The organism is Cohnella sp. (genome assembly GCF_041640265.1).
Lineage (GTDB): Bacteria > Bacillota > Bacilli > Paenibacillales > Paenibacillaceae > Cohnella.
In genome coordinates this window covers 285,881-310,151 of record NZ_JBEQAP010000001.1, presented here as the reverse complement: position 1 = coordinate 310,151, position 24,271 = coordinate 285,881, and the positions used below count along the sequence as shown (strand labels likewise).

The window sequence follows — 24,271 nt, the reverse complement described above, 5'->3', positions numbered from 1 at the left end:
CGTTCATGGCGGTGGTGCTATAATCGTAGCATAATCGATTAGGCCCCACAATGAATTCCCGCGCAATTGAGGCTTAAGAAGCGGTCGATATGAAGAAGAGATTGGGGATATGAAATTCGGTTTATCCCCTTGCGGAAGAACGGTTAGCCAATCGCGAAAGCTGATTGTAGGCAGGTTTAGGAGGCCGTGCCTATACTTGGTGTGCGGGCAATTGCCGCGGCAAGACATCCAAATTTGGGAGGGTTCGAACGATGATGCGAAAGAGAAAGAATAGGTTTATGAACGCGGTTGCGCTTCTGGCCGTATTCGCTATTCTAATGGCCGGTTGCAGCGGAAACGGCGGCGGCAATGGCAATGAAGGAAACGGTGGCATTGCGGACAAGGGCACCGCCGAGGCAACGGATATGACAACTAAGGAGATCGGGTACCCCGACAGCATTTCGTATTGGGTCAGCTTAAATCCTAACGTATCGGCAACCATGAAGGACTACAGTGAGATCGCGGCTTATAAAGAAGTAGAGAAGCAGACGGGAACCAAAGTCACCTTCCAGCATCCGCCGACCGGCCAAGAGAAGGACCAGTTCAACCTGATGCTGGCGTCCGGCAGCCTTCCGGACGTCATCGAATACCAATGGAACCAAGCGCCCAAAGGGGTGGACAGCCTCATTAAAGAGAAACGGATCATCCGCTTGAACGAATTGATCGAGCAGCACGCGCCTAACTTGACGAAAGTGCTGAATGACAATCCGGATTTCCGCAAAATGGTCACGACCGACGAAGGCAATATTTACGTGATGCCTTTCCTGCTCGGGGATCCGCTGCTGTCCGTGTTCAACGGGCCCGTCCTGCGCGAGGATTGGCTGAAGAAGCTGAACCTCGAGGTTCCGACTACGATCTCGGAGTGGGAGACGGTGCTGACGGCCTTCCGCGACGGCGATCCGAACGGCAACGGGGAGAAGGACGAAATCCCTTACTTTTTCAGTATCGCCGATACCGACTTGAACTCTTTGTTCGTCGGCGCATGGGGCATAACGGCAGACTTCTACCAAGAAGACGGCAAGGTCAAATACGGGCCGATTCAGCCGGAGTATAAGGAATTTTTGACGCTGATGGCTAAGTGGTACAAGGAAGGCTTGATCGACCGCGATTACGCGACGACCGATGGCAAGCTGAAGGACGCCAAGGTGACGGGCAACCAGCTGGGATCGCTGTCCACATATCCGGGCAGCGGCATCGGCCGATACACGGACCTCATGAAAGAATCGAATCCGGCATTCGCGGTTGTTGGAGCTCCTTATCCCGCTCTTGAAGAGGGAGGGCAATCGATCGGCCAATACGCGTTTCCGTTCTCGACCCACGGCGCCGCCATATCGGCCAGCGCCAAAAATCCGGAGCAAATCGTCAAGTGGCTGGATCTCAAATACGGCGAAGAAGGCCATTTGCTGTTCAACTTCGGCATCGAAGGGGAGAGCTATACGCTCGAGAACGGATATCCGAAATATACGGATACGATTCTGAACAATCCTGATCTTCCGGTTACGCAGGCCATGGCGAAATATTTTATCGCGAGCTGGAACGGACCGATGGTTCAGGACAAACGTTATATCGAACAATATTATAAGCTGGACGCTCAGCGCAACGCGCAGGAGAGCTGGTCAGAGGCGGACCATTCCAAGCGGATGCCGCCGGTCACACTGACGTCAGAAGAAAGCTCCAAAGCATCCGCCATCATGAACGACGTAAAAACGTACCGCGACGAAATGATCAACAAATTTATTATGGGCGGCGAAACACTGGAGGGCTTTGATAAATACGTGGAAACGATCAAGCAGATGGGCATCGAAGAAGCGACCTCCGTTCAGCAGTCCGCACTCGACCGCTTTAACAAGCGGTAACATCGGCGACTTGAGACAAGAGGCGCATGAGCGGACAGGAGGATAAGGCATGTCAATGATGCTGGATAAGAAGCGGAGTCTCCCTCAAGCAGGAGTCGACAAGAACGCATTCCGTTACCGCGCGCTGCGCGATTTGGCGATGAACAAGTACGTTTATCTGATGCTGGTGCCCGTTGTGGCCTATTACCTTATTTTCTACTACGTTCCTATATACGGGCTGCAGATCGCCTTCAAGGATTATTCCATGGGGCTGGGGATGTGGGCCAGTGACTGGGTAGGCATACAGCATTTCCAGGATTTCTTCAACAGCTATTACTTCTGGCGGCTGCTTCGCAATACGATGCTGCTAAGCTTCTACGAGCTGCTGTTTGGATTTCCGGCATCCATCATACTCGCCCTGTTGCTTAACGAACTGCGCAGCGCGCTAGTGAAGCGGGCCGTGCAGACGATCACGTATATGCCGCATTTTATATCGATCGTGATCATCTCCGGCATGTTGGTCGATTTTCTGAATCGCGACGGATTGTTCAATCATCTGCTCGTCGGGCTCGGCATCGAGCCGGTCGCGTTCCTGAGCGAGAGCGGATGGTTCCGGACCATCTTCGTATCCTCGAACATCTGGCAGAACGTCGGATGGGGTTCCATCATTTATTTGTCCGCGATGTCGAGCATCGATTCTTCACTGTACGAAGCCGCCAAGATGGACGGGGCGAGCCGCTGGAAGCAAGTGTTCCACATTACGTTGCCGGGCATTATGCCGACCGTCATCATCCTGCTCATCCTGCAGATCGGCAATTTCATGGCGGTAGGCACGGAGAAGATCCTATTGTTATACAACAGCACGACATACGAGACGGCCGACGTCATCGGCACGTTCGTGTACCGCAAGGGGATACTGGAGGCGAACTTCAGCTACAGCGCGGCCGTAGGGCTGTTCAACTCCCTCATTAACTTTACGCTGCTTTTTCTGGCGAATGCGATTAGCCGAAAAACGAGCGACACAAGGCTTTGGTAAGGGAGGCGATAGACCATGTTAATCAAACGCAGCTGGGGCGAGCGGGTATTCGACGGATTTAATCTGCTGTTCATGTTCCTGTTATCGTCCGTCACGCTGTACCCGTTCCTGTTCGTGCTATTCGCCTCCCTTAGCGATCCCGCGTGGATGGTGCAGGTCAGGGGGATGATCTGGTATCCGCAAGGCGCGACATTGAATGCGTATGAGCTGGTGTTCCGCAACCCGTCGATCTTGACGGGATACGGCAATACGGTGCTGTACGTGACGGCCGGCACGGCCTTGAACATTCTGATGACCTCGCTCGGCGCTTACGCGCTGTCGAGAGAGAATGTCATGTGGAAAAATCCGATTATGTTCATCATCGTGTTCACGATGTTCTTCAACGGAGGGCTCATTCCGACTTATCTGCTGGTGGAGAACCTGGGGATGCTGGACAGCCGATGGGCGCTGATCGTTCCGACGGCGATGAGCGCATACAACCTGGTCATTATGCGCACGGCCTTCCAGGCGGTCCCCGTCAGTCTGGAGGAATCCGCCAAGCTGGATGGCGCGAACGACTTCACCGTCCTGTTCCGGATTGTACTGCCGCTGTCCATGCCGGTCGTGGCGGTCATGATCCTGTTCTACGGCGTGTACCACTGGAATTCTTGGTTCAACGCGCTCATCTATATCCGCACCAGGGAGCTGTATCCGCTGCAGCTTATATTGAGAGAAATTCTCATATCGAACAGCACGGATACGATGTTGACAGGTGTCGGGGGCGGCGACAAGATGCCGATCGGGGAAACGGTCAAATACGCCACGATAATCGTAGCGACGGTACCTATCCTGTGCTTGTATCCGTTTCTTCAGAAATATTTTGTGAAAGGCATTATGATCGGCGCGATCAAAGGTTAACGGAAGGGGCGCGGCATGCGCCCCGCCTAATTGACAGAGGAGTGATTAATGGCGTGTGGAAATCGGCGATTGAAGACGCGGTTGCCAAGACGACAGCGAACGGAACGAAACATGGCGCGCGGTTCCCGCATATCCGGGGGAAGACTGAGGGGCATGGCTACGATTGGAGGGACAACACGGATTGGATCGAAGGATTTTATGCCGGTATGATGTGGCTGTCTTATGAATACGGCGGCGACCCTCTTCTTCGGGATATCGCGCTGGAGCAAATGAAAGACTTCCGCAGGCGTCTGGATGAAGACATTGCTCTAGACCATCACGATATCGGCTTTCTCTACAGTCCGTCCGCAATGGCGGCTTGGATTGTTGAAGGCAACGAGGATGCGAAGCGGCTTGCGCTGGACGCGGCGGATAAGCTGCTGCGGCGATGGCGGCCGGAGGGAGGCTACATTCAGGCTTGGGGGAAGCGGGGTGACGAGAAAAACGGCGGCCGCATTATCATCGATTGCCTCATGAATATTCCGCTGCTGTATTGGGCGACGGAACAAACCGGCAATCCGGCATATAGGGAGATTGCGATCCAGCATGCGGACAAAAGCAGGCGTTACCTCGTTCGCGGCGACGATTCTTCGTACCATACGTTTTATTTCAATCCTTCCGATGGGGTGCCGATTGGGGGAGGTACGCATCAAGGCTTCCACGACGGTTCGACCTGGACGAGGGGGCAGGCTTGGGGCATATACGGCTTCGCTTTGTCGTTCCGGTACACGGGCGATTCGCAATACCTGGAGACGTCGAGGCGGCTGGCCCGCTACTTTGCGGAGCGGCTGCCGGAGGATGACGTCGTGTATTGGGACTTCGACGTGCCGATGGATGAAGATACGTACCGGGACTCCTCGGCCTCGGCGATAGCCGCTTGCGGCATGTTGGAGCTTGCGGGGCATCTGCAAGAGGATGATCCCGATCGTACGTATTTCGCGAATGTCGCGGAGCGGACCATGCGTTCCTTGGTGAAGAATTATTCTACGATGGACGATGCGAATGCGGAAGGATTGATTCGGCACGGGTCTTATTACGTCCGGGGAGATTTGGGTCCCGACGATTACATGATTTGGGGCGACTATTATTATCTCGAGGCGCTTATGCGGCTGGAGGAAGGAGTGCCGGGCTACTGGTACGAACGGAACAAATAAGCGGATGATATTCCGCTCGGGCAGAGGACGGAGCGGGATTCCGGCTTGGAAATGAAAGCGCTTAATATTATAAACGGGCTAGTCCTTATTCAATTTCGGAAGGGGAGAAGATTGATATGGAGAGCAGTAGGATGCGGAAAGCGCAAGTGAAATGGAAAGCGGCAGTGTCGGGGATGCTGGCTGTGGTGTTATTGCTGGGAAGCGTGTTTGCGGGAGGACCAATGCTGAAGAGAGCCAGCGCATCGACCGGAGGCGGATTACTAGTGAATGGAGGATATGAAGAGCTGTCCGGCGGCGGATTCCCCCAGAACTGGTCGACCTGGGTATCCAGCGGCACACCGTCCTTCGCCTCGGATGAGGCCGTCTTCGCGGAAGGGAAGCGGTCGCTGCGCATATCCGCGTCCTCGGCAAGCAGGGGGACGGCCTTTCAGGTCGTACTGCTGCAGCCTTCGCAGAAGGGCAAGACGTACCGGCTGCGGCAGTGGATCCGAACAGAGGATGTGACGGGCGCAGGCGCGTTCAGCAGAATTTTCCTCACGAACGAGTCCGGCTCCAGGGCAGGAAATCTCATTGAGCTGAAGAAGCTGACGGGAACGGGCGGTTGGACGTTGACGGAAGGATTCGTATCGGTTCCGAACGACGCGAACATCGCTGGGATTAAGGTGGAGAATTTCTTCGAGACGGGCACCGGGACGGCTTGGTTTGACGGAGCCGAATTGGAGCCGGCGGACGGAACGGCGAACACCGTTGTGAACGGAGGCTTCGAAGTCGGCGGTTCGAGCGGCCTGCCGGCGGGATGGAGTTCATGGGTGCCGATCGGGACGCCTGCGATTGGAGTGGATTCGTCGGTCTATCGATCCGGGGCGGCTTCCTTGAAAGTGGAGTCGCAGACGACGGGAAGAGCGGCGGTCATACAGACGATTCCGCTCTCTCCTTCGCAGCTGGGCAACGCATTCAAGGCAGAGGCATGGGCGAAGACGCTTGATGTGACGGGCAGCGCCTTAGCTAGGCTGCAATACGTCAACAGCTCGGGCGCGAGAGTGGGCGATTTGGTTATGCTGGGGTCGGTTACCGGGACTGAAGAAGACTGGACGAAGCTGGAGAAAATAACGATCGTACCGGCAAATTCCGCCATCGTCGGCGTAAAGCTGGAGCTGTTCTTTGAGCAAGGGACGGGCACGGTTTGGTTCGACGACGTGCGGTTTGCGCCTTGGATTCCGCTCCAGTCGATTGCGTTGGATAAGGACGAGCTTGTTATGGAAGCTGGCGATACGGCTACTTTGGCGGTTTTGGCGACGCCGGCGAATGCGTCGGACGCTTCGGTCGCGTGGTCGAGCAGCCAGCCGGAGGTGGCGACGGTTGCGGCCGGCATCGTGACGGCTCATGCGAACGGTCTTGCCGTCGTTGCCGCGACCAGCGTCGACGGGAACCATAAGGGCGAGGCGATTGTCATCGTCGGCGGCACGGACACGATTATCGCGGAGGATGCTGCGGTCCAAACGGATGAGAATGGTTATATCCAAGGGCAAGCGGATGCAGTATCGACGATGGGATATCCGCTTAGCTACTCGCTGCTCTCGCGGCCGAAGCACGGCCTCGCGGACGTGACGGCGAGCGGGGCATGGTCGTATTATCCCGATGAAGGCTACAGCGGCGAGGATGGTTTCGTCATCGCGATTCAAGATGGAGAGGGAGGATTCGCCATTACACGGATTCATGTGCAAGTAATTGGCGTGAATGCTGCTCCGGAAGCGCAGGAGGGCATTCACCCAACTGATAAAAATAAGACCGTTAACGCTGCGGTGATCGCCTCGGATGCGGATGATGACGCCTTGAGCTATACGCTGGTGGAAGCGCCTTTGCATGGGGAGGCCGCGCTGCAGTCGGACGGGAAGTGGACCTATACGCCGGACTTGGACTACACGGGAGCGGATTCCTTCACGGTAAAGGTCGAGGATGGCAATGGGGGAACTGCGGAGGCGCTGATGCGCGTGTATACGGCGCCGACCTCCGATGAGATTATCGCCTCCTTGAAGGCAGCTCACCCGCATAACGGCCATCCGAGATTGCTGGCGACGGAAGATGATTTCCAGCGGATGATCGGCCTGCTGGACACCGACGAGCGATTCGCGGAATGGGCGGAACGGGCGATCGGGGAAGCGGATCAGCTGCTGACGCAGCCGGTGCGGGATTACAACAAGCCTGACGGGCTTAGGCTCGATTCGTCGTCCTCGGCACGGATCGTATCCCTTGCGTTCGCTTACCGGCTAACGGGGAAAGTCGCTTATGCCGAGCGGGCATGGCTGGAGCTGGAGCATGTGTCGGGAGCGGCTTACCCCGATTGGAGCCCGCAGCATTATTTGGACACGGCGGCGATGACTTACGGCGTGGCGATCGGCTACGATTGGCTCTACGACTATATGACCCAAAGCCAGCGTGATACGGTTCGGCAGGCGATCGTGGACAAAGGACTGACTCCGGCCGTTCCGATGTATCTGGAAAAAACGTATTGGTGGGTCTACAACCGGGACAACTGGAACTTCGTCTGCAACGCCGGCATGGCAATCGGCGCGCTTGCAATTGCCGACGAAGAGGAGGAGCTGTCGGGACTTATTCTGCGGGAAGCGTTCAAGTCCATCCAATACGGCCTGCCGCAATACGCGCCGGACGGCTCCGCCAAGGAAGGGCCGAGCTACTGGGAGTACGGGACGATCTACCTGATCTATTTCCTGGCGGGACTGGATTCTACATTCGGCCATGACTTCGGCTTCTCGGAACGGGAAGGGCTGGCGGAGACGCCGCTGTATCCGCTCCACATCGCGGGTCCGGAAGGCACGTTCAACTACTTCGATAATGCAGAGACGCTTATTCCCGGCAGGGCGCTGCTTTGGTTCGCGAATCATCATAACAAACCTGAATATACGTGGTACCACGAATTTGCGGCTGAACGCAGAATCCAGCCGGGGCTGTACGACGCGCTTTGGTATAGGCCGGAGCTGTATGGCGCGAACCCGCCGCAGGAGCTGGACCGCAAGATGGAGATTCCGCGCGCCGTCACGATGCGGAGCGATTGGGACGATCCGAACGCCTTGTTCGTCGGCTTCAAGGGCGGGATGAACGGCGCTCCGCACGGCGACTTGGATACGGGTTCGTTCATCTTCGACGCGAACGGCGTCAGATGGGCGCTGGATATCGGCAAGGAGGATTACAATCTGCCCGGTTATTGGAACATGGGCGAGACGGGGCAGCGTTGGACCTACTACCGGAAGCGGGCGGAAGGGCATAATACGCTGCAGATCTCGCCATCTACGGGGCCGGATCAGGACGTGGACAGCATCTCGGAGGTTACAGACACGAGCTTTAATGAGACGGGCGGAGCGTTTGCGGTAGCCGACCTGACGCCGGCATATCGAAAGTCCGCGGCTTCGGTGAAGCGGGGCGTCGCGCTGCTGGATGAACGGCGCCAATTCCTCGTGCAGGATGAGATCAAGGCGAAGGTGCCGTCGGAAGTCTACTGGTTCATGCATACGCGCGCGGCAATCGAGATTGCGGCGGACGGCCAAAGCGCGCTGCTGACTCAAGACGGCCGCCAGCTGTGGGTGAATATTGAAGCGCCCGCGAAGGCGAGCTTCACGGTTATGGATGCGGCGCCGCTTCCGTCCTCGCCGAATCCGTCCGGCCAAACGCCTAACCTGGGCGTGAAGAAGCTGGCGATCCATATGAACGACGTGCGAAACGAAACGATCAGCGTCCGGATGGTGCCTTTGATGCCGGGCGAGACGCCGCCTAGCGATACTCGCGAGGTCGTTCCGATTCAGGATTGGACTATCGAGAACGGCGAGCTCGCTTCGCTAAGCGCATTGACCGTAGACGGACAATCTCTGGAGGAGTTTAAGCCGATCCGTTACGTATACGAGGTTGAGCTGGAGAACGGCGAGACGCAGCCTCCCGTTATTGGAGCGGCGGCAGAAGGCTATGACGTTACGGTGCAGCAAGCAAGCGGCGTGCCGGGCGTAGCGAGAATCGAGGTCGTCGATCCGCAAGGCGTTGCGAAGAGGACGGTTTATTACGTGGACTTTAAGCACCGCGTCTCCTACGGCATACCGGATAACCGCCCTGTCTTCGAGTCGGTATCCGTCTCCGCGAGCTCTCACGACGGCAACGTGCCGGAGAATACGTTGGACGGCAACATGGCGAGCCGGTGGTCCGCATCCGGCGAACAATGGATTCAGTATGATCTTGGCGTGGTTCGCGAGGTCGGCGCGATTAGTATCGCTTATTATGTCGGGAATACAAGAACCAGCTTCTTCAAGGTGGAAGTGTCGCAGGACGGCGAAGCTTGGCAACAGGTATTCAGCGGCAAGAGCTCGGGCGAAACGGCAGATCACGAAGTATTCGCCTTCGCTCCTACCGATGGCCGATACGTGCGAATAACCGGTTTCGGCAACAACCAGAATGCGTGGAACAGTATGTCAGAGGTTAAGCTATACGGCAAGGAGACCGTTCCGGTGCTGGCCCAAGCGATCTTGATATGCGACGAATGCGATGGTATCCCGCGCAAGGATTCCGTGCCGCTTCAGGTGAAGCTGCTGCTTGCTGGCGGCAGGGAACTGGATCCTTCCGAAGCGAAGCTTGCCTTCTACAGCACGGATAAGAAAGTGGCCGAGGTGAAGGATGGTTTCATCCATACGCAGAAAACTGGCCAAGCCGAAATTTGGGTGGAAGCGACCTTTCGGGGCGTGCCGGTTGTCTCCGAACGGATTAGCGTAACGGTGGCAAAAAAGAACGGCAACGGCTCGGAAGCGAAAGAAAACGAGGAAGAATGAACGGCATGAAGCATTAATCACAAAATCAATTGAGCAAGTAAAACAACTTGGGTCGTTCCGAATATAATAATTCGGGACGACTACTTTTTTTTCTACGAGGCACAATCAATAAACATAACCTTAATCATTCACTGTTCGTAGACGGGCTATAACGTGCTTTTGATAGGATGCATCGCTTACTTTGCACTCTCATTGCCGCATTTTGCGACAATGGTGGGGCGCTTCTTAGTTTAGGTGCTCTCATTGCTGCATTTTGCGACAATGGTGGGGCGCTTCTTAGTTTAGGTACTCTCATTGCTGCATTTTGCGACAATGGTGGGGCGCTTCTTAGTTTAGGCGATCTCATTGCTGCATTTTGCGACAATGGTGGGGCGCTTCTTAGTTTAAGTGCTCTCATTGCTGCATTTTGCGACAATGGTGGGGCGTTACTTGGTTCAGGCAGCGAATGGAGGTGCTTGGAATACAGTACACTGTCCAGGCATGTAGTATCGAAGTTGCGTCGGCTAACAATAGGGAGTTTTTTGGGGGAGGAGATATATAGATGTTGAAACACTGTGCAATTACAATCGCAGCTCTTTATGAAAGGGGTTGCAAAAACAAAAGGCGGTTGCTATAATGCAAATAAACCAAAACGTTTTGGAGAACGGGAGAAATAAGGATGACTACAATTAAAGATTTAGCTAAAGCGGCCGGAGTATCGATCACGACCGTCTCCCGAGCATTAAACGGCTATTCCGATGTCAGCGAAAAAACGAGAAGCCGCATAAAAAAACTTGCCGATGAAATGTCTTATCGACCGAATGCTCAGGCCCAAAGTCTTGTATTGAAAAAAACAAATACCATAGGCGTCATCATGTCGGATATTAAACGATCGAGCGCCAAAGACGCTTTCGCCTTTGAGGTGCTTTGCGGGATTAACGACCGTGCCAGCGAGTTGAATTACGATATTATTCTATTCAGTACTAACCCCAACAAACAGCTGAAAAAGACGTATTCGGATTTGTGCAGGGAACGAAATGTGGACGGGGCGATTCTACAGGGTCTAAGGATGAACGACCCTTATCTGAAGGAAGTTACTAATCAATCTCATTTTCCTTGTGTGTTAATCGATATACCTGTAGCTGGGGATTGGGTCGGTCACGTTACAACCGATAATGTAAACGGATCCAAAGAAGCGGTTCTTCATCTGATTGAGCTTGGGCACACGCGTATTGCGATGATCAACGGATATGATGAAGCATCCGTCAGCCGCGAAAGATTGTCGGGTTATATGCTTGCTTTGCAGGAGAAGGGAATCTCATACGATCCAGAGCTGGTGTACGATGGACGGTTCTCGGAAGAAGGCGGCATGGAGGCAATGAGTCACATTTTGGATCGGCATCCTGAGGTGACCGCTGTATTCTGTTCAAGCGACTTGATGGCTTTAGGAACCATGAGAACGTTGGAACTCATGGGACGTGCGGTACCCGAGTCGATGTCTATAGTCGGTTATGATGACATATTAATTGCTTCCTATAGCTCGCCCAATCTGACGACAGTTCGTCAGGAGAAATACGAATTAGGCTACCAATCCGCGCAGCTATTGATCGACATGCTGGAAGGGCGGCAGGTGCGGCACAAAGTCGTACTTTCCAACGAGCTTATCATACGGAACAGCACCGCCAAGTTGCTTTGAAAGGGTTTCATCCTGAATTATGAAAAGGCTTATTTTTTTGGGAATTATCCAAAACGTTTTGGATAATTGCTGGTTAACCATGATTTGAAGCATCCCTTTAGGGATCTTTAAATAAATAACTTGAACAAATGAAGGGGAGTCGTTCAAATGAAGAAAGGTTACAAAGCGTCGTTTATCCTTTGCATGGTTTTCATGGTGCTTTTGACAGCATGCGGCGGGAATAGCGGGAATAATGCGAGCGATGCACCTGCATCCAGCCCGGTTAAAGCGAGTGAACAACCACCGAAGGAAGAAACTCCGAAAGAAAAAGTTGTGCTGAACATTCCGCATTATAAAGCAGGACAAAATGTCGGGGGTAAATTCTTCTTGCCGCAGGTAGAGCGCTTTAACAAAAAGTACGAGGGGCAATACGAGATTAAGATCGAAGAGGTTCCGAACGACGCTTATAAAGAAAAAATAAAGCTGTTGTGGCAGCAAAATGAATTACCTGCCTTAATCGAAGGCGGAGACACGCAATTTATCGATCAGCTTATTGAAAAAGATGGAATTTACGATTTGAAGCCGTGGCTGGACTCCAAACCGGATCTGAGCAAGCAACAGATCCAGGATTCCGTCGCCTATAATACGAGAAATGGCAAAGTCTATACGATGCCGTTGTCGGTCATCCGCCCGATCGGTTTGTTCTACAACAAAGAGATGTTTGAAAAGGCGGGTATCACCAAACCGATCGCCCAAATGAACTTTCAAGAATTCGACGTTGCACTCCAGCAACTGAAGGACGCAGGCTTCACTCCGCTTTCGTTGATGACGGGCGAGAATGCCTGGACAACGATGCTGCTGGCTTCTTCATTCATGGCCAATGAACCGGGAGGTTCGGAAGTGCTGAAAAGCACCCGTGCGGACAAAGTGGTCGATTACAATGATCCTTTATGGATCAAAGCATTCGCTCAAACGCAAAAATGGCTTAAGGACTATACGACGAACAACGCAATCGGCGCCGGATATGCCGAAGCGGCCAACAATTTCTTGAACGAAAAAGTCGCGATCATTGCCAACGGTACGTGGATGGTCGGCGATTTCTCGGATGCAACCAAGGCGCCGGAAGGATTCGACAAGAAAGTGGGAGCATCCCTCTATCCAGGCGGCGTGGGAATCGCAACGACTGCTGAATATTCCTGGTGGATCCCGAGTGGGCTGAAGCAAGAAGAAACGGATGCTGCGCTGGCATTCCTGGAATTCATTAATTCGCCTGAAGAGCTGGAAGCCTATATGATCGCTGAAGGCGGTACTGCTCCGAATATCCAAGCGTCCGCTGATTTCGAATCGAAGCTGAATCCTATTCTGGCGGATATGAACCGCTCGGTTACGAACGATCTTAAGCTAATCGCGCAATCGTTCGGCAATGTTTGGCCGGATTTGATCGGCAGTACCGAGTTTGCTCAGCATTTGCCGCTTTTGGTTAAAGGTACTCTTACGCCAGAAAAATTCGCAGAAACCTTGACGCAAAAAGCAAGCAAATTTAAATAATATGCGGAAGAGCCTTCCATCTAAGGTGGGAGGCTCTATTCCCAAGAGGGGTGAGGAAATGAAGGATAGACGGAAAAAGTGGTGGATTGCAGGCTTTCTTGCGCCTACAATTCTCGTTCTCTGCTTTTTTTACATCGTACCCATCATTACCGTTTTTACAACCGGATTTACGGATTGGGATGGGTTCGGATCGCCTTCATTCAACGGACTGGACAATTATATCCACTTAATCACTTACGACAACACTTTTCTAATCTCGATGCGCAATTTGTTCTTATGGTCTCTGATCGCAGCAACGGTGCATGTGGGCTTCGGAACGCTGGTGGCTTTCATTATGTATAAAGGATATTTCGGGTGGCGGTTTGTCCGGGGCGTGTTTATGATTCCGATGATTATATCCGCCGCTGCATGGGCGATGATCTACAAAATTATTTTCAACGACGATATCGGGGTCATCAATAATTTCGTGCGGAGCATCGGATTTTCCGATTTTCATGTGAATTGGTTTTTCGAAACTCCGGCCGCCTTCTTTGCAGTGACGTTTACCTGGTTGTTCTATGCTGTATATGTGACCCTGATCGTATATAACGAATTGATGGCGATACCCAAAGAGGTTCATGAGGCGGCATTGCTGGACGGCGCGGGCGAATGGCAGATCACCAGATATATTAATTTGCCGCTCGTCAAGAACGCCATCGGCACCGGCATCATTTTATCCGTAACCGCCCGAATCGCCGGGTTCGAGGAAGTGGCGCTTACATCAGGCGGAGGTCCGGGAAACGATACGTATAACATTACGCTAATGCTATATGAGGGGCTGGTTAATTACAAATACGGGTACGCAAACTCGGCTGCGACGGTGATGATCGTTCTTGGCGTTATGGTTATGTTCGTGGTAAACCGGGTCTTTAAACTGAATGAAAAGATTTATTGAGGAGGTGTCCGGTTGATGAAAATCCGTTCCCGCGGCTTGGCGGTATATCTCTTTTCTTATGCGGTCATGCTGTTCACGGTTATGGTGTCGCTATTCCCTATTTTATGGGTCGTCGTGTCCTCCTTCAAAACGAACAAGGCAATACTTGGAGATCCATTCGCGCTGCCGACATCGATTAGTTTTAAGGCTTATGTAGACGTTTTTACGCAATACAACTTTTTGATCTACTTCAAAAACTCGATGATCATCGCGACTTCAGCAACGTTAATTGCGGTATTCATTTATGCCCTCGCGGCATATATTTTCGCGAAATTTGATTTCTTTGGAAAGAGCCTTCTGTTTATCCTTGCTACGATAACGTTGCTCGTGCCGGGATACGCTAGAGCCCAACCGATATTTACGATTGTGATGAAGCTGAATTTATATGATACCAAGACTGGGCTAGTGCTTGTGTATGCCTCTTTTGGGATGGCGCTTGCCTTGTTCATTCTGCGGGTTACATTTATGGCGATTTCCAAAGATCTCGACGAAGCGGCGATTATCGATGGCGCTAGCTTTTGGCGCGTCTTCTGGAGCGTGAATCTCCCTCTCGCCAAATCCGGCTTGGCAACCGCGGGGATCCTGATGTTTCTGGCGAACTGGAACGAATATTTCTATGCGCTGGTTTTGACATCCAGTAAGGACAACCGAACGTTGCCGGTCGCCCTTCAGTTTTTCAATGAAGCCTTCTCATACAACTATACCTACATGTTCGCCGCTCTTACAATGATTATCCTACCCGGCATCCTCATTTATTTACTGGTTCAGGAACAGGTTCAACAAAGCGTTGCGTCAAGCGGCGTAAAAGGTTAAGCAAACAATAACTCACGCGACTTACTATAATTATTGAGAGAATATGAGGTAAATGTATGGATTACAGAGTGATCAAGGAAAACGATCTTTTCTTACTAACCGATTATTCCGGAGACATATTCGAAAGCAATCACGGACATGGGCTGTACACTAAGGACACGCGTTTTCTCAGCCGGTTCTCTTTGACAGTAAACGGAGAAAGGCCAAGCATGCTGTCTTCCGAGGCGGATGAAAATTATATCTCGACAATAGTGCTGACTAACGTCGAGACGAAAATTGACGATCAGATTACATTATGGCCGCAATCCATAGAGATCGAGCGGACGCGTTTCATCTATAAAGACATTCTCTATGAGACAGTGAAGGTGACTAACTTTAATCCGCATCGGGAAAGCTTCGACGTGACATTGGTCTTTGACGCCGATTTCCGCGACATGTTTATCGTCCGCGGGTTTCAGAACGGCAATGTCGGGAATAAGAAAGGCGTACTCCAGGAAGCGGCCGGATTTGAAATCGGATATGACGGTGCGGACAGCTTGGAAAGAAAGCTTCTCGTGGAATGGACTGTCGAGCCGTCAAATATTCAAATAACGGACGACGGTGTCGAGGTAACCTATCATCTGAATTTGGATTCAGCCCAGTCGCAATCACTCGATTTCTTTATCGTACCGGTGATCGGCGACCAGAAGCCCGAGCGGTACTCTCGCGACATCGCCATCCACGAGCTTCGCAGCTCCTACGCGGATTGGGAGAATGAATCGACCGCCATGGAAAGCGATTATCCACTGTTCAATCGCCTATTTAACCAAGGCTTGCAAGATATCCGAGTATTGCTAACGGATTTGGGGTTCGGTCGTTTTCCAGTAGCGGGTTTACCATGGTTTGCTGTTCCTTTCGGCAGGGACAGCCTTATCGCAGCAATGCAAATGCTGCCGATTCATCCTGAGATCGCCAAAGGTACCATCCTTACGATGGCCCGTTATCAGGGGGAGAAGGCTGACGGATGGCGCGACGAGCAGCCTGGTAAAATTATGCACGAGCTGCGCAGCGGAGAGCTTGCGAATACGAATCAGATTCCGTTTACGCCTTATTACGGTTCAATTGATTCAACGCCGCTGTTCCTCGTCCTGATCGGGGAATATGTGAAATGGACGAATGATACGGCGCTTCTTGAAGCCATGCTTCCGCATATCCGCCGCGCGTTGGAATGGATCGACAAGTACGGCGTACGCGAAGGCAGCGGGTTTGTATCGTATGTTCGGGAATCTGCCAAAGGCATTTCGAACCAGGGCTGGAAGGATTCCGGAAATTCTATTGTACATCGGAGCGGCGACTATGCGGCGGCACCGATCGCGCTTGTTGAAGTACAAGGATATGTGTATCAAGCGAAAACGACGTTGGCGGAGTTGCTCTGTACTCTGAAGGAAATGTCGGGAGCTATGGATTGGGAGGATTGGTCTCTCCGGCTGAGCTCCGAAGCGGAGAAGCTTCGGGAGAGTTTCGAACAGTTTTTTTGGGTCGAGAGCGACCAATTCTATGCGCTTGCACTTGACGAAGAAGAGAAGCAAGTGGAGACGGTCACTTCCAATGCGGGCCATGTCTTAATGTCGGGCATGCTCATGCCGGAAAGGGCAGCGGCGGTAGCGAGAAAGCTGGTGTCGAAGGAATTGTTCAGCGGTTACGGAATTCGTACGATGGCCGAGGGCGAGAAGGCATACAATCCGATGAGCTACCACAACGGAAGCATCTGGCCGCATGACAACTCATTATGCTTGATAGGGCTCAATGAGCAGGGGTTCCAAGCTGAAGCTCGAATCGTCATGGAAGGTTTGCTCCAAGCGGGTGGACATTTCGAGAACAACCGTTTGCCGGAATTGTATTGCGGTTATTCCTCACAGCGGGGTACTCCGGTACGTTATCCAGTTGCGTGCTCTCCGCAGGCATGGGCGGCGGCGACTCCGCTTGTATTTATACCTGTTATGCTAGGTCTCCGGCTAGATCATGCGAACAGCCGAATTTTTCTCTCGCCCAACCTTCCGGAAGGAATGAATATATTGTCCGTACAGAGAATGAGGCTCGGAGGCAGCCGTTTGGATGTGAACGTGAGTCGTAACGGGGAGGTCTATACGATAGATGTGTGTTCCAATACAACGGGGTGGACGATCGAGTAGTTAATGCTGCACACATCAATGGCTCGTGCTAGCTATCGGTTTCCTTAAACGGAACATATAGTTCTAATAATGAAGGGGCTGTCCCGTAGGTTGTTAAAGACCTGACGGGACAGCCCCTTCTCAATTAACGAGAAGGTTTAACGTGGTGTGAAGCTCACGAACTTTTTCTTGAAGGAAAATAAATAGGATACTAAGAATTTAAAGAATGATTTTTCTAGGCTATGTGGAGTAACATAAATAAGAAATATTAAACGAGAATAATTTCTCTTCGATGACTAGAATTTAAATGGATATATCGTACGATTAAATGGGTTTGGGGAGGAGATAAGCATAATTGAAGCCAATCATTCAACTACTGCATTTTGGCTATCATCAGACGATGAGCTGCATATTTCCTGTAGCGATCTTTGGAACTTTAGCTCTCTCTAACGTAATAGCAGTACCTTTCATTCATCGTTATGATGCCATTTTACTTATACTGCTTGGAGTGCAATACTTCATGTACCGCAGCGGATTAGAGACACGTGATGAAATCAAGGTAATCTGTATATTTCACTTAATTGGATTGTTGCTGGAGTTATATAAGGTATATATGGGATCATGGTCATATCCTGAGCCTGGGTATACGAAATTGCTCGGTGTCCCGCTCTATAGCGGATTTATGTATGCAAGTGTAGCGAGCTTTATGTGTCAGGTGTGGCGGAGACTGCGGATGGACATGACCGGCTGGCCTGGGATTAGGTCTTCGGTGCTGCTAGGAGGAGCAATCTATTTCAACTTTTTCACACATCATTTTATTCCCGATTTTCGTTGGTGGTTGACGGCGCTTGTGTTTATTATCTTCTGGAAAACATGGATCATCTATCGGGTACGGACTATAACTTATCGAATGCCCTTAACTCTCGCTTTTTTTATTGTAGGTTTTTTCATCTGGTTAGCAGAAAATATAGCCACATTTTTTGATGCTTGGAAATACCCTGATCAGCACCAAACCTGGCAACTGGTTAGTTTCAGCAAGATCAGCTCATGGTTCCTTCTGATAATCATTAGCGTCATCATCGTTGCCCAACTTAAATATGTTAAAGCTAGTCGGACAAGAATCGATTCATAATCCTATTAAGATTAATTTAGTCTCGACTATTGACTCACGACGCCGTTGTAACTATAATGAATACAACGGTGGTGATACAATTGAAGCAAATCAGTACGCGCTTTTCCATTGCTGTGCATACCCTTTCCCTAATTGCTTTCAGTCCGAATTGTACCGGGGACTTCATCGCGGGCAGTGTTAATACAAATCCCGTTGTTATCCGGAGAATTATGGGTATGTTGAAGAAGGTGGGGTTAGTGGATGTGCGTCCAGGGGTAGGAGGAGCTTCTTTGCTCAAGGATCCCAGCCAGATTACACTCCTTGATGTTTATCGGGCTGTAAATGCAACAGAGGAGAACCAACTATTTCGCATACACGACCCCAACTTTGCTTGCCCGGTCGGGCGGAATATCGAGCAAGTGCTTCAAGCGGAATTAAAAGACGCTCAATCCGTTTTGGAACAGAGACTGGCACAAACGACGTTAGACCAACTGATCGGAAAGTTCAAATAAATAAAAGCTCTTTCTAGAGCTCTTATTTTATACATTTGTTGTAACAATATTTGTTATAACAAGATATGCTACAACCAAAAATGGAGGAATCGGCAATGAAAATGTTAGTTACTGGGGCAACAGGGAAACTGGGAACGAAAGTGGTAGAGACGCTATTGAAATCTGTACCGGCGAGTCAGTTGGCTGTAAGTGTTCGCAATCCTGAGAAAGCGGAAGGTCTTCGCGCTCTAGGAGTAGACGTCAGGCAAGGAGACTTTGACCTTCCGGAAACCTTGGATGCGGCCTTTGCAGGTATTGACCGGTTATTGATCATTTCCGCGGACGGAGACACTGAAACCAGAATCCGTCAGCATACGAATGCGGTAGAAGCGGCTGCGCGTGCAAAAGTTGGCTTCATCGCCTATACGAGTGTGGCGAATGCAAGTGAAACCAAGCTGTTACTTGCTCCACCGCACCAAGCCGCGGAAAAAGCCATTCTGAAAACCGGTATTCCTTACTCGTTCCTGCGCAATAACTGGTACCTGGAGAACGAGATCTCGAGTATTCAAGGTGTGCTGGCAGGAGCCCCTTGGGTGACGTCTGCGGAATCCGGCAAGGTGGGCTGGGCCCTGCAGCAGGAATATGCGGAAGCGGCTGCAGCCGTTCTGGCAGGGAACGGACATGAGAATACAACCTACGAATTATCCGGCAAACTGCTGACACAGGAAGAACTGGCGTCAGCGCTCGGCACTGTTTTAGGTAAGGAAGTTCCTGTGCACCAGGTGGACGATGCCGCCTATGCAGACATCATGAAAAGTGTGGGTGTACCGGACTTCGTCATTCCGATTATTGTAGGAATCCAGCAAGGCATTAGGGAAGGTACCTTGGAAATCGAGAGCAACGATTTCGAAAAGTTGCTCGGCCGGCCGTTAACGCCAATTAACCAAGCTCTGAGTCAACTTGTAAGCGGGATTTCCTAAACAACGAGTGGAGCTCCATGAGCACCGACCTTTCTGCAAGCAAGAGAGGTCGGGTTTTTACTATAGAAAGCAGGTAAAGGTAATGAGTGACAGATTTTTTCCGATTGCTGTGGAATCACCTCTTGACCTAGAGTGCACTCTAGGGTTTACGATTGGAGTGTGCCTAATTTATAAACAACACGCAAAAAAAATCGGGAGGTAATAGTATGTCTAATCAAAGTGTTTCAGCTGCACCTTCGGGTACCTTTGCCATTGGAGGAGATTTGCCGGTTCATCGCCTAGGTTATGGTGCGATGCAATTAACCGGGCCGAATGTGTGGGGTGACCCACGCGATCCGGATGAAGCCGTAAGAGTTCTCCGTCGCGCTGTGGAGCTTGGTGTGAATTTCATCGACACGGCTGATGCATATGGCCCATTCGTTACCGATCATCTCATCAAAAAGGCTCTTCACCCATATGCCGACGGTGTTATCATAGCCGCGAAAGTAGGCCTTACGCGACCCGGACCTAATGATTGGATTCCGGTTGGCCGTCCTGAGTACTTACGCCAACAGGTTGAACTTAATCTTCGCCACCTCGGACTAGAACGGATTGACTTATTACAATTGCACCGCATCGACCCTAAAGTTCCACTCGCCGAGCAGCTTGGTGCACTGTTGCTTTTACAACAAGAAGGCAAGATCCGGCATATCGGACTAAGTGAAGTAAGCGTGTACGAATTGAAAGCCGCGAGTGAAATCGTAAAAATCGTTTCTGTGCAAAATATGTACAATCGTGCTAAACGCGACGCAGAGCCGGTTCTTGATTACGCCGAAGCAAACAATATTGCATTTATACCTTGGTTCCCGTTGGCAACAGGCGCATTGGCCAAGGAAGGCGGCCCTCTTGATGCGATGTCAAAGCAGCATGGCGCAAAACCGTCCCAACTAGCACTTGCTTGGTTGCTAAAGCGTTCGCCGGTCATGCTGCCTATCCCCGGAACATCGACAGTTGCTCATCTGGATGAGAACATCGGTGCGGCCGGAATTGAGCTTAGCGACAAGGACTTCAAAACGCTGTCTAATGCGGTTTAAGGATAATCTGACGATTCGCCGTAATCGTAGAGCTAGGTTCTTGTCCTATCCTTGAGCTTGATAAGGCAAGTCTTACCCGTACAAATCACGGAATTGCTGGGGCGTTAATCCGGTCATCCGATGAAACAGGCTGATAAAATAGCTGCTTTGGCTAAATCCCGACTCATACGCGATTTGCTTAATGGCGAGCGGAGTAGATACCAGAAAGTTCTTGGCCAGCAAGATGCGGCATTCCGTTAAGTAGTGCGTCGGTGACTTTCCTACAGCATCTCGAAAAATACGGGTAAAATGGTACGGACTATAACCGGCTTTGTCGGCAATTGACGTCAAATTCAAATTCTTTGCACAGTTGGCGCGAATATAGTCGGCGACTTCGAACATCTTCTCGCGGGTACCGCTCCTCGCCAGCCGGCGATGGCGTCCGGCATTATACAAGAGTGCGGCAAGCACCTCGTACAGCGACGCTGATATGGCCGGCTCGTTCGCACTCTCAAATGCCCCGGATAACCGGGTTAACCTCTCCAACGCCTGCTCTACGCGAATGCGCTGCTGCGCAAGCGTAAACAGCCAAACCTCACCCCGACCTTTACCTTCCAACAGCGGCTCGATCCCATTCCATGCAAAATGCACCCAGCGTACATCCCAAGGATCCTCCGGATCTGTCCCATAATCCTGGCTCTCGCCGGGTCCGTACAGAAAACCCGAGCCAGCCGGCAATTCCTGCCGTTCTCCTTCGGCCATCACATATCCTTTGCCCGATACGATGATATGCAGATTGTATTCATTTAACATCCCGGCCGGTCTCCGTTCGCGGTGCTCGGGATCAAGATAATAACGGCCGCATGATTCCGGATAGCAGACATAATGCAAATAGCTGGGCTGCGGTAAATAAATATGTTCCCTCACGATGCCTCACCTCGATTTGAAATTCATTTATCACATTCGCAATATATTGATATCATTCGCAAGATCCCATTATTTACTCTATATCAATTTCAGATAAAATAAAAGAAAGAGAGAAATATATTCGCAATAATTTATCACTGAACCATATCAGGAGGATGCAAAATGGCAAAGTCGTTAAAAGAAGAGGTTGTCCAGCTTGGAGTTTGCTACTATCCAGAGCATTGGAAGGAGACGTTGTGGGAGGATGATTACCGCCGCATGCGGGAGCTCGGCTTCTCCATCATCCGCGTAGCCGAATTCGGTTGGGCGATCATGGAGCCGGAGGAAGGCGTTTTTCGGTTCGATTTGTTCGAAAGGGCGCTTGACTCCGCTCACCGCCATGGTCTCAAAGTCATTCTGGGTACACCTACGGCTACGCCTCCGGCTTGGCTGACACATCGATATCCGGAAGTACTGAACGTCTCTATGGAAGGTATCACTTACCGACACGGCATGAGGCGGCATTACAATTACAACAGCCCCGTCTACAAGCAGCTTTGCGCACGGATCACTAGGAAAATGGCTGAGCATTTCAAGGACCATCCGGCGGTTGTCGGCTGGCAAATCGACAACGAGCTGAACTGCGAGATGCACGTGTTTTATTCAGACGCCGACCACACAGCATTCCGTGAATGGCTGCAGCGCAAATACGGCTCCCTCGACGCTCTCAATCAGGCGTGGGGAACCGTCTTCTGGAGCCAAACTTACACGGCATGGAAGCAGGTGTTTCTTCCGAGGCCGACGCCTTCAAACTCCCCGAATCCGCACCAGGCACTGGACGAGAAGCGGTTCATCTCTCACAGCGCAATCGAATTCGCCCGCATCCAGGCTGATATTCTTCGGGAGGTCGTAGGATCGAAGCACTGGGTTACGACCAACGGAATGTTCGGACATCTCGACAATCACCGGCTCACGGAGGAGCTTCTGGATTTCTACTCTTATGACTCGTATCCGCAGTTCTCATCGATTCATCCGGATGCGGGTCCCGAACCGATGCTGGACCGCATGTCGAGTTTGTATTTGAGCGGGGTACGCTCGATATCTCCGAATTTTTGCATCATGGAGCAGCAATCCGGACCGGGAGGATGGGCCAACCGGTTTGCGATGCCTTCGCCGAAGCCCGGCCAAATGCGGTTATGGACGTATCAATCGATCACCCATGGCGCGGACATGCTGCTTTATTTCCGCTGGCGCACGGCCACAGTCGGCACTGAAATTTATTGGCACGGCATCAACGATTATCATAACCAGCCGAACCGTAGAGTGCTCGAGGCCGCACGCATCGGCCAAGAGCTGCAACGGGTTGGCGGAAGACTGGCGCAAAGCCGATACGAAGCGAGCATCGCCATCGTTGATGATTATGACAACAGATGGGACGGGGAGCTCGATGTCTGGTACGGCCCGCTTGTCGGACGAAGCACGAACGCCTGGTTCAAAACATTGCAGCGGGAACATATTGCCGCTGATACGTTAACTTTAACGGGTCAGACGCCGCTTGACGAGTTGCAGCGTTATCAAGTGCTGGTGTATCCTCATCCGGCCATTATGACGGAGGCCGCAGCAACGTTGCTCCGCTCCTATGTTGAGGCCGGCGGCATCGTATTGTTCGGAGCCCGCACCGGATACAAGAATGAGCATGGGCATTGCCGAATGATGCCGTTGCCGGGCCTCGCCGCTTTCCTGTGCGGAATTACGGTCGAGGATTTCACGATCCTCAATGGGACCGCAGTGGCGCCGGCGCTGCGCTTTGTTGACGAAGAAGGCGGAGATGAAACGTTAGCAGCCGCTGCCCTCACCGCCGATGGCTTTAACGATATTTTGCGGGTCGAGGCGAGCAGCGTGAAGGTGATCGCCGAATATGCTTCCGACTATTACGCCGGGAAGCCTGCCTTGACCGTTAACGAGCTGGGTAAAGGGCGCGTTTACTATTACGGAGCCGCCTACAATGAAGCGGTCGTACGCAAGCTATTGCCAGAGCTTGGTTTGCGGAAGACGGCAGACGACGTCGTTCGCGCACCCGCCGAGGTAGAGCTGGCTGTCCGACGCCATCCGGCTACTGGCGAAGCCTTTATATTCGCGCTCAACTATTCGGGACATGCGGTAACGCTGCAGTTGCAGCGTAAGTCGGTCGATTTATTGAGCGGCAACTCCCTGGAGGGAGACGTGGAGCTGGAGCCGTACGGTGTGCTGGTGCTAAACTGATAAGTGCATAATTAGCTATACATTGATTTTCTCAAGCTCAAAGACCCCGTATAAATGCGGGGTCTTTGAGTTTTATGATAAGTGCGGGGATAATCGTATAGCAAACCGATTAGCGCGTTATTAGGATGATTCTACGAACGAGCTAGAATGATTGTGTCGGTGATTACTCGTACTCTACATAAGAAACAGAGCTTTCGGAAAATGTAATTTACTTAGATGTATATCTGCCACTAATCTTATTGCATTTTTCTGTATTTGGAGATATAGCGGAAAATCTACTTCTAATTCAATGCCAGCAACCTGAATCGGCTTATATAGATCGTAATACAGGTACTTTTGCCGCTAATTGCTCTTTTAACCGTTTTTTGAAGCAATTAGAGGTAGAAATAAAACTAACATCGAAGTAGGGTAGCCCTAAGAAAGGTTTGAAACGGGGATGTGAATTAGCGAATGCATCGCCTTGTTGAAGTAAAAAGATTCTATCTTTTAGTAAAGCGATTACATT

General features: G+C 51.5%; 16 protein-coding genes. 15 read left to right on the top strand and 1 reads right to left on the bottom strand.

Going from position 1 to position 24,271, the window contains the following annotated elements:
* Positions 1 to 254: 254 nt before the first annotated feature.
* The 14 genes from ACESLK_RS01445 (at position 255) to ACESLK_RS01380 (ending at position 20,619) form a co-directional block, all read left to right on the top strand.
* Positions 255 to 1,895, top strand: coding sequence for an extracellular solute-binding protein (locus ACESLK_RS01445; RefSeq protein ID WP_372661389.1), 1,641 nt, complete (start codon positions 255 to 257; stop codon positions 1,893 to 1,895).
* 49 nt (positions 1,896 to 1,944) lie between these two features.
* Positions 1,945 to 2,910 (top strand): ABC transporter permease, encoded by a 966-nt coding sequence (locus ACESLK_RS01440; protein ID WP_372661088.1) that lies wholly within the window; start codon positions 1,945 to 1,947, stop codon positions 2,908 to 2,910.
* 15 nt (positions 2,911 to 2,925) lie between these two features.
* Positions 2,926 to 3,807 carry a carbohydrate ABC transporter permease gene (locus ACESLK_RS01435; RefSeq protein ID WP_372661085.1) on the top strand — a complete coding sequence of 294 codons (882 nt, stop codon included), beginning with the start codon at positions 2,926 to 2,928 and terminating at the stop codon, positions 3,805 to 3,807.
* Between the two features lie 53 nt (positions 3,808 to 3,860).
* The gene (locus tag ACESLK_RS01430; RefSeq protein ID WP_372661082.1) at positions 3,861 to 5,000 is read left to right on the top strand and encodes a glycoside hydrolase family 88 protein; all 1,140 of its coding nucleotides are present in this window, start codon (positions 3,861 to 3,863) and stop codon (positions 4,998 to 5,000) included.
* A gap of 116 nt (positions 5,001 to 5,116) precedes the next feature.
* Positions 5,117 to 9,826, top strand: coding sequence for an Ig-like domain-containing protein (locus tag ACESLK_RS01425; RefSeq protein WP_372661079.1), 4,710 nt, complete (start codon positions 5,117 to 5,119; stop codon positions 9,824 to 9,826).
* A 658-nt stretch (positions 9,827 to 10,484) separates the two neighbouring features.
* Positions 10,485 to 11,501 (top strand): LacI family DNA-binding transcriptional regulator, encoded by a 1,017-nt coding sequence (locus tag ACESLK_RS01420; RefSeq protein ID WP_372661077.1) that lies wholly within the window; start codon positions 10,485 to 10,487, stop codon positions 11,499 to 11,501.
* A gap of 147 nt (positions 11,502 to 11,648) precedes the next feature.
* Positions 11,649 to 13,028 carry an ABC transporter substrate-binding protein gene (locus ACESLK_RS01415; protein ID WP_372661073.1) on the top strand — a complete coding sequence of 460 codons (1,380 nt, stop codon included), beginning with the start codon at positions 11,649 to 11,651 and terminating at the stop codon, positions 13,026 to 13,028.
* A gap of 58 nt (positions 13,029 to 13,086) precedes the next feature.
* Entirely contained in the window at positions 13,087 to 13,962 is an 876-nt protein-coding gene (locus ACESLK_RS01410; protein WP_372661070.1) for a carbohydrate ABC transporter permease, read from the top strand.
* Positions 13,963 to 13,977: 15 nt separating this feature from the next.
* On the top strand, positions 13,978 to 14,814 hold the full coding sequence (locus ACESLK_RS01405) for a carbohydrate ABC transporter permease (RefSeq protein WP_372661067.1): 837 nt from the start codon (positions 13,978 to 13,980) through the stop codon (positions 14,812 to 14,814).
* Between the two features lie 56 nt (positions 14,815 to 14,870).
* Positions 14,871 to 16,985: an amylo-alpha-1,6-glucosidase gene (locus tag ACESLK_RS01400; protein WP_372661064.1), complete on the top strand. Its 2,115-nt coding sequence runs from the start codon at positions 14,871 to 14,873 to the stop codon at positions 16,983 to 16,985.
* A 334-nt stretch (positions 16,986 to 17,319) separates the two neighbouring features.
* Positions 17,320 to 18,096 (top strand): DUF817 domain-containing protein, encoded by a 777-nt coding sequence (locus tag ACESLK_RS01395; protein ID WP_372661061.1) that lies wholly within the window; start codon positions 17,320 to 17,322, stop codon positions 18,094 to 18,096.
* Positions 18,097 to 18,176: 80 nt separating this feature from the next.
* Positions 18,177 to 18,587, top strand: a complete 411-nt coding sequence (locus ACESLK_RS01390; RefSeq protein ID WP_372661058.1) for an Rrf2 family transcriptional regulator — start codon at positions 18,177 to 18,179, stop codon at positions 18,585 to 18,587.
* 95 nt (positions 18,588 to 18,682) lie between these two features.
* Positions 18,683 to 19,546, top strand: coding sequence for an SDR family oxidoreductase (locus tag ACESLK_RS01385; RefSeq protein WP_372661055.1), 864 nt, complete (start codon positions 18,683 to 18,685; stop codon positions 19,544 to 19,546).
* A gap of 206 nt (positions 19,547 to 19,752) precedes the next feature.
* Positions 19,753 to 20,619, top strand: coding sequence for an aldo/keto reductase (locus ACESLK_RS01380; RefSeq protein ID WP_372661053.1), 867 nt, complete (start codon positions 19,753 to 19,755; stop codon positions 20,617 to 20,619).
* Between the two features lie 72 nt (positions 20,620 to 20,691).
* Here ACESLK_RS01380 and ACESLK_RS01375 read toward each other — a convergent pair whose 3' ends face one another.
* Entirely contained in the window at positions 20,692 to 21,525 is an 834-nt protein-coding gene (locus ACESLK_RS01375) for a helix-turn-helix transcriptional regulator (RefSeq protein ID WP_372661050.1), read from the bottom strand.
* Positions 21,526 to 21,687: 162 nt separating this feature from the next.
* Between ACESLK_RS01375 and ACESLK_RS01370 the strand changes: the two genes are divergently transcribed.
* Complete coding sequence (locus ACESLK_RS01370) at positions 21,688 to 23,766, top strand: beta-galactosidase (RefSeq protein WP_372661047.1); 2,079 nt, start codon at positions 21,688 to 21,690, stop codon at positions 23,764 to 23,766.
* Positions 23,767 to 24,271 lie beyond the last annotated feature (505 nt).

Coding starts and splice junctions, on each gene's coding strand:
- ACESLK_RS01400 (WP_372661064.1), top strand. CDS start 14,871: ATGGATTACAGAGTGATCAAGGAAAACGATCTTTTCTTACTAACCGAT.
- ACESLK_RS01440 (WP_372661088.1), top strand. CDS start 1,945: ATGTCAATGATGCTGGATAAGAAGCGGAGTCTCCCTCAAGCAGGAGTC.
- ACESLK_RS01385 (WP_372661055.1), top strand. CDS start 18,683: ATGAAAATGTTAGTTACTGGGGCAACAGGGAAACTGGGAACGAAAGTG.
- ACESLK_RS01420 (WP_372661077.1), top strand. CDS start 10,485: ATGACTACAATTAAAGATTTAGCTAAAGCGGCCGGAGTATCGATCACG.
- ACESLK_RS01435 (WP_372661085.1), top strand. CDS start 2,926: ATGTTAATCAAACGCAGCTGGGGCGAGCGGGTATTCGACGGATTTAAT.
- ACESLK_RS01380 (WP_372661053.1), top strand. CDS start 19,753: ATGTCTAATCAAAGTGTTTCAGCTGCACCTTCGGGTACCTTTGCCATT.
- ACESLK_RS01415 (WP_372661073.1), top strand. CDS start 11,649: ATGAAGAAAGGTTACAAAGCGTCGTTTATCCTTTGCATGGTTTTCATG.
- ACESLK_RS01445 (WP_372661389.1), top strand. CDS start 255: ATGCGAAAGAGAAAGAATAGGTTTATGAACGCGGTTGCGCTTCTGGCC.
- ACESLK_RS01370 (WP_372661047.1), top strand. CDS start 21,688: ATGGCAAAGTCGTTAAAAGAAGAGGTTGTCCAGCTTGGAGTTTGCTAC.
- ACESLK_RS01410 (WP_372661070.1), top strand. CDS start 13,087: ATGAAGGATAGACGGAAAAAGTGGTGGATTGCAGGCTTTCTTGCGCCT.
- ACESLK_RS01425 (WP_372661079.1), top strand. CDS start 5,117: ATGGAGAGCAGTAGGATGCGGAAAGCGCAAGTGAAATGGAAAGCGGCA.
- ACESLK_RS01405 (WP_372661067.1), top strand. CDS start 13,978: ATGAAAATCCGTTCCCGCGGCTTGGCGGTATATCTCTTTTCTTATGCG.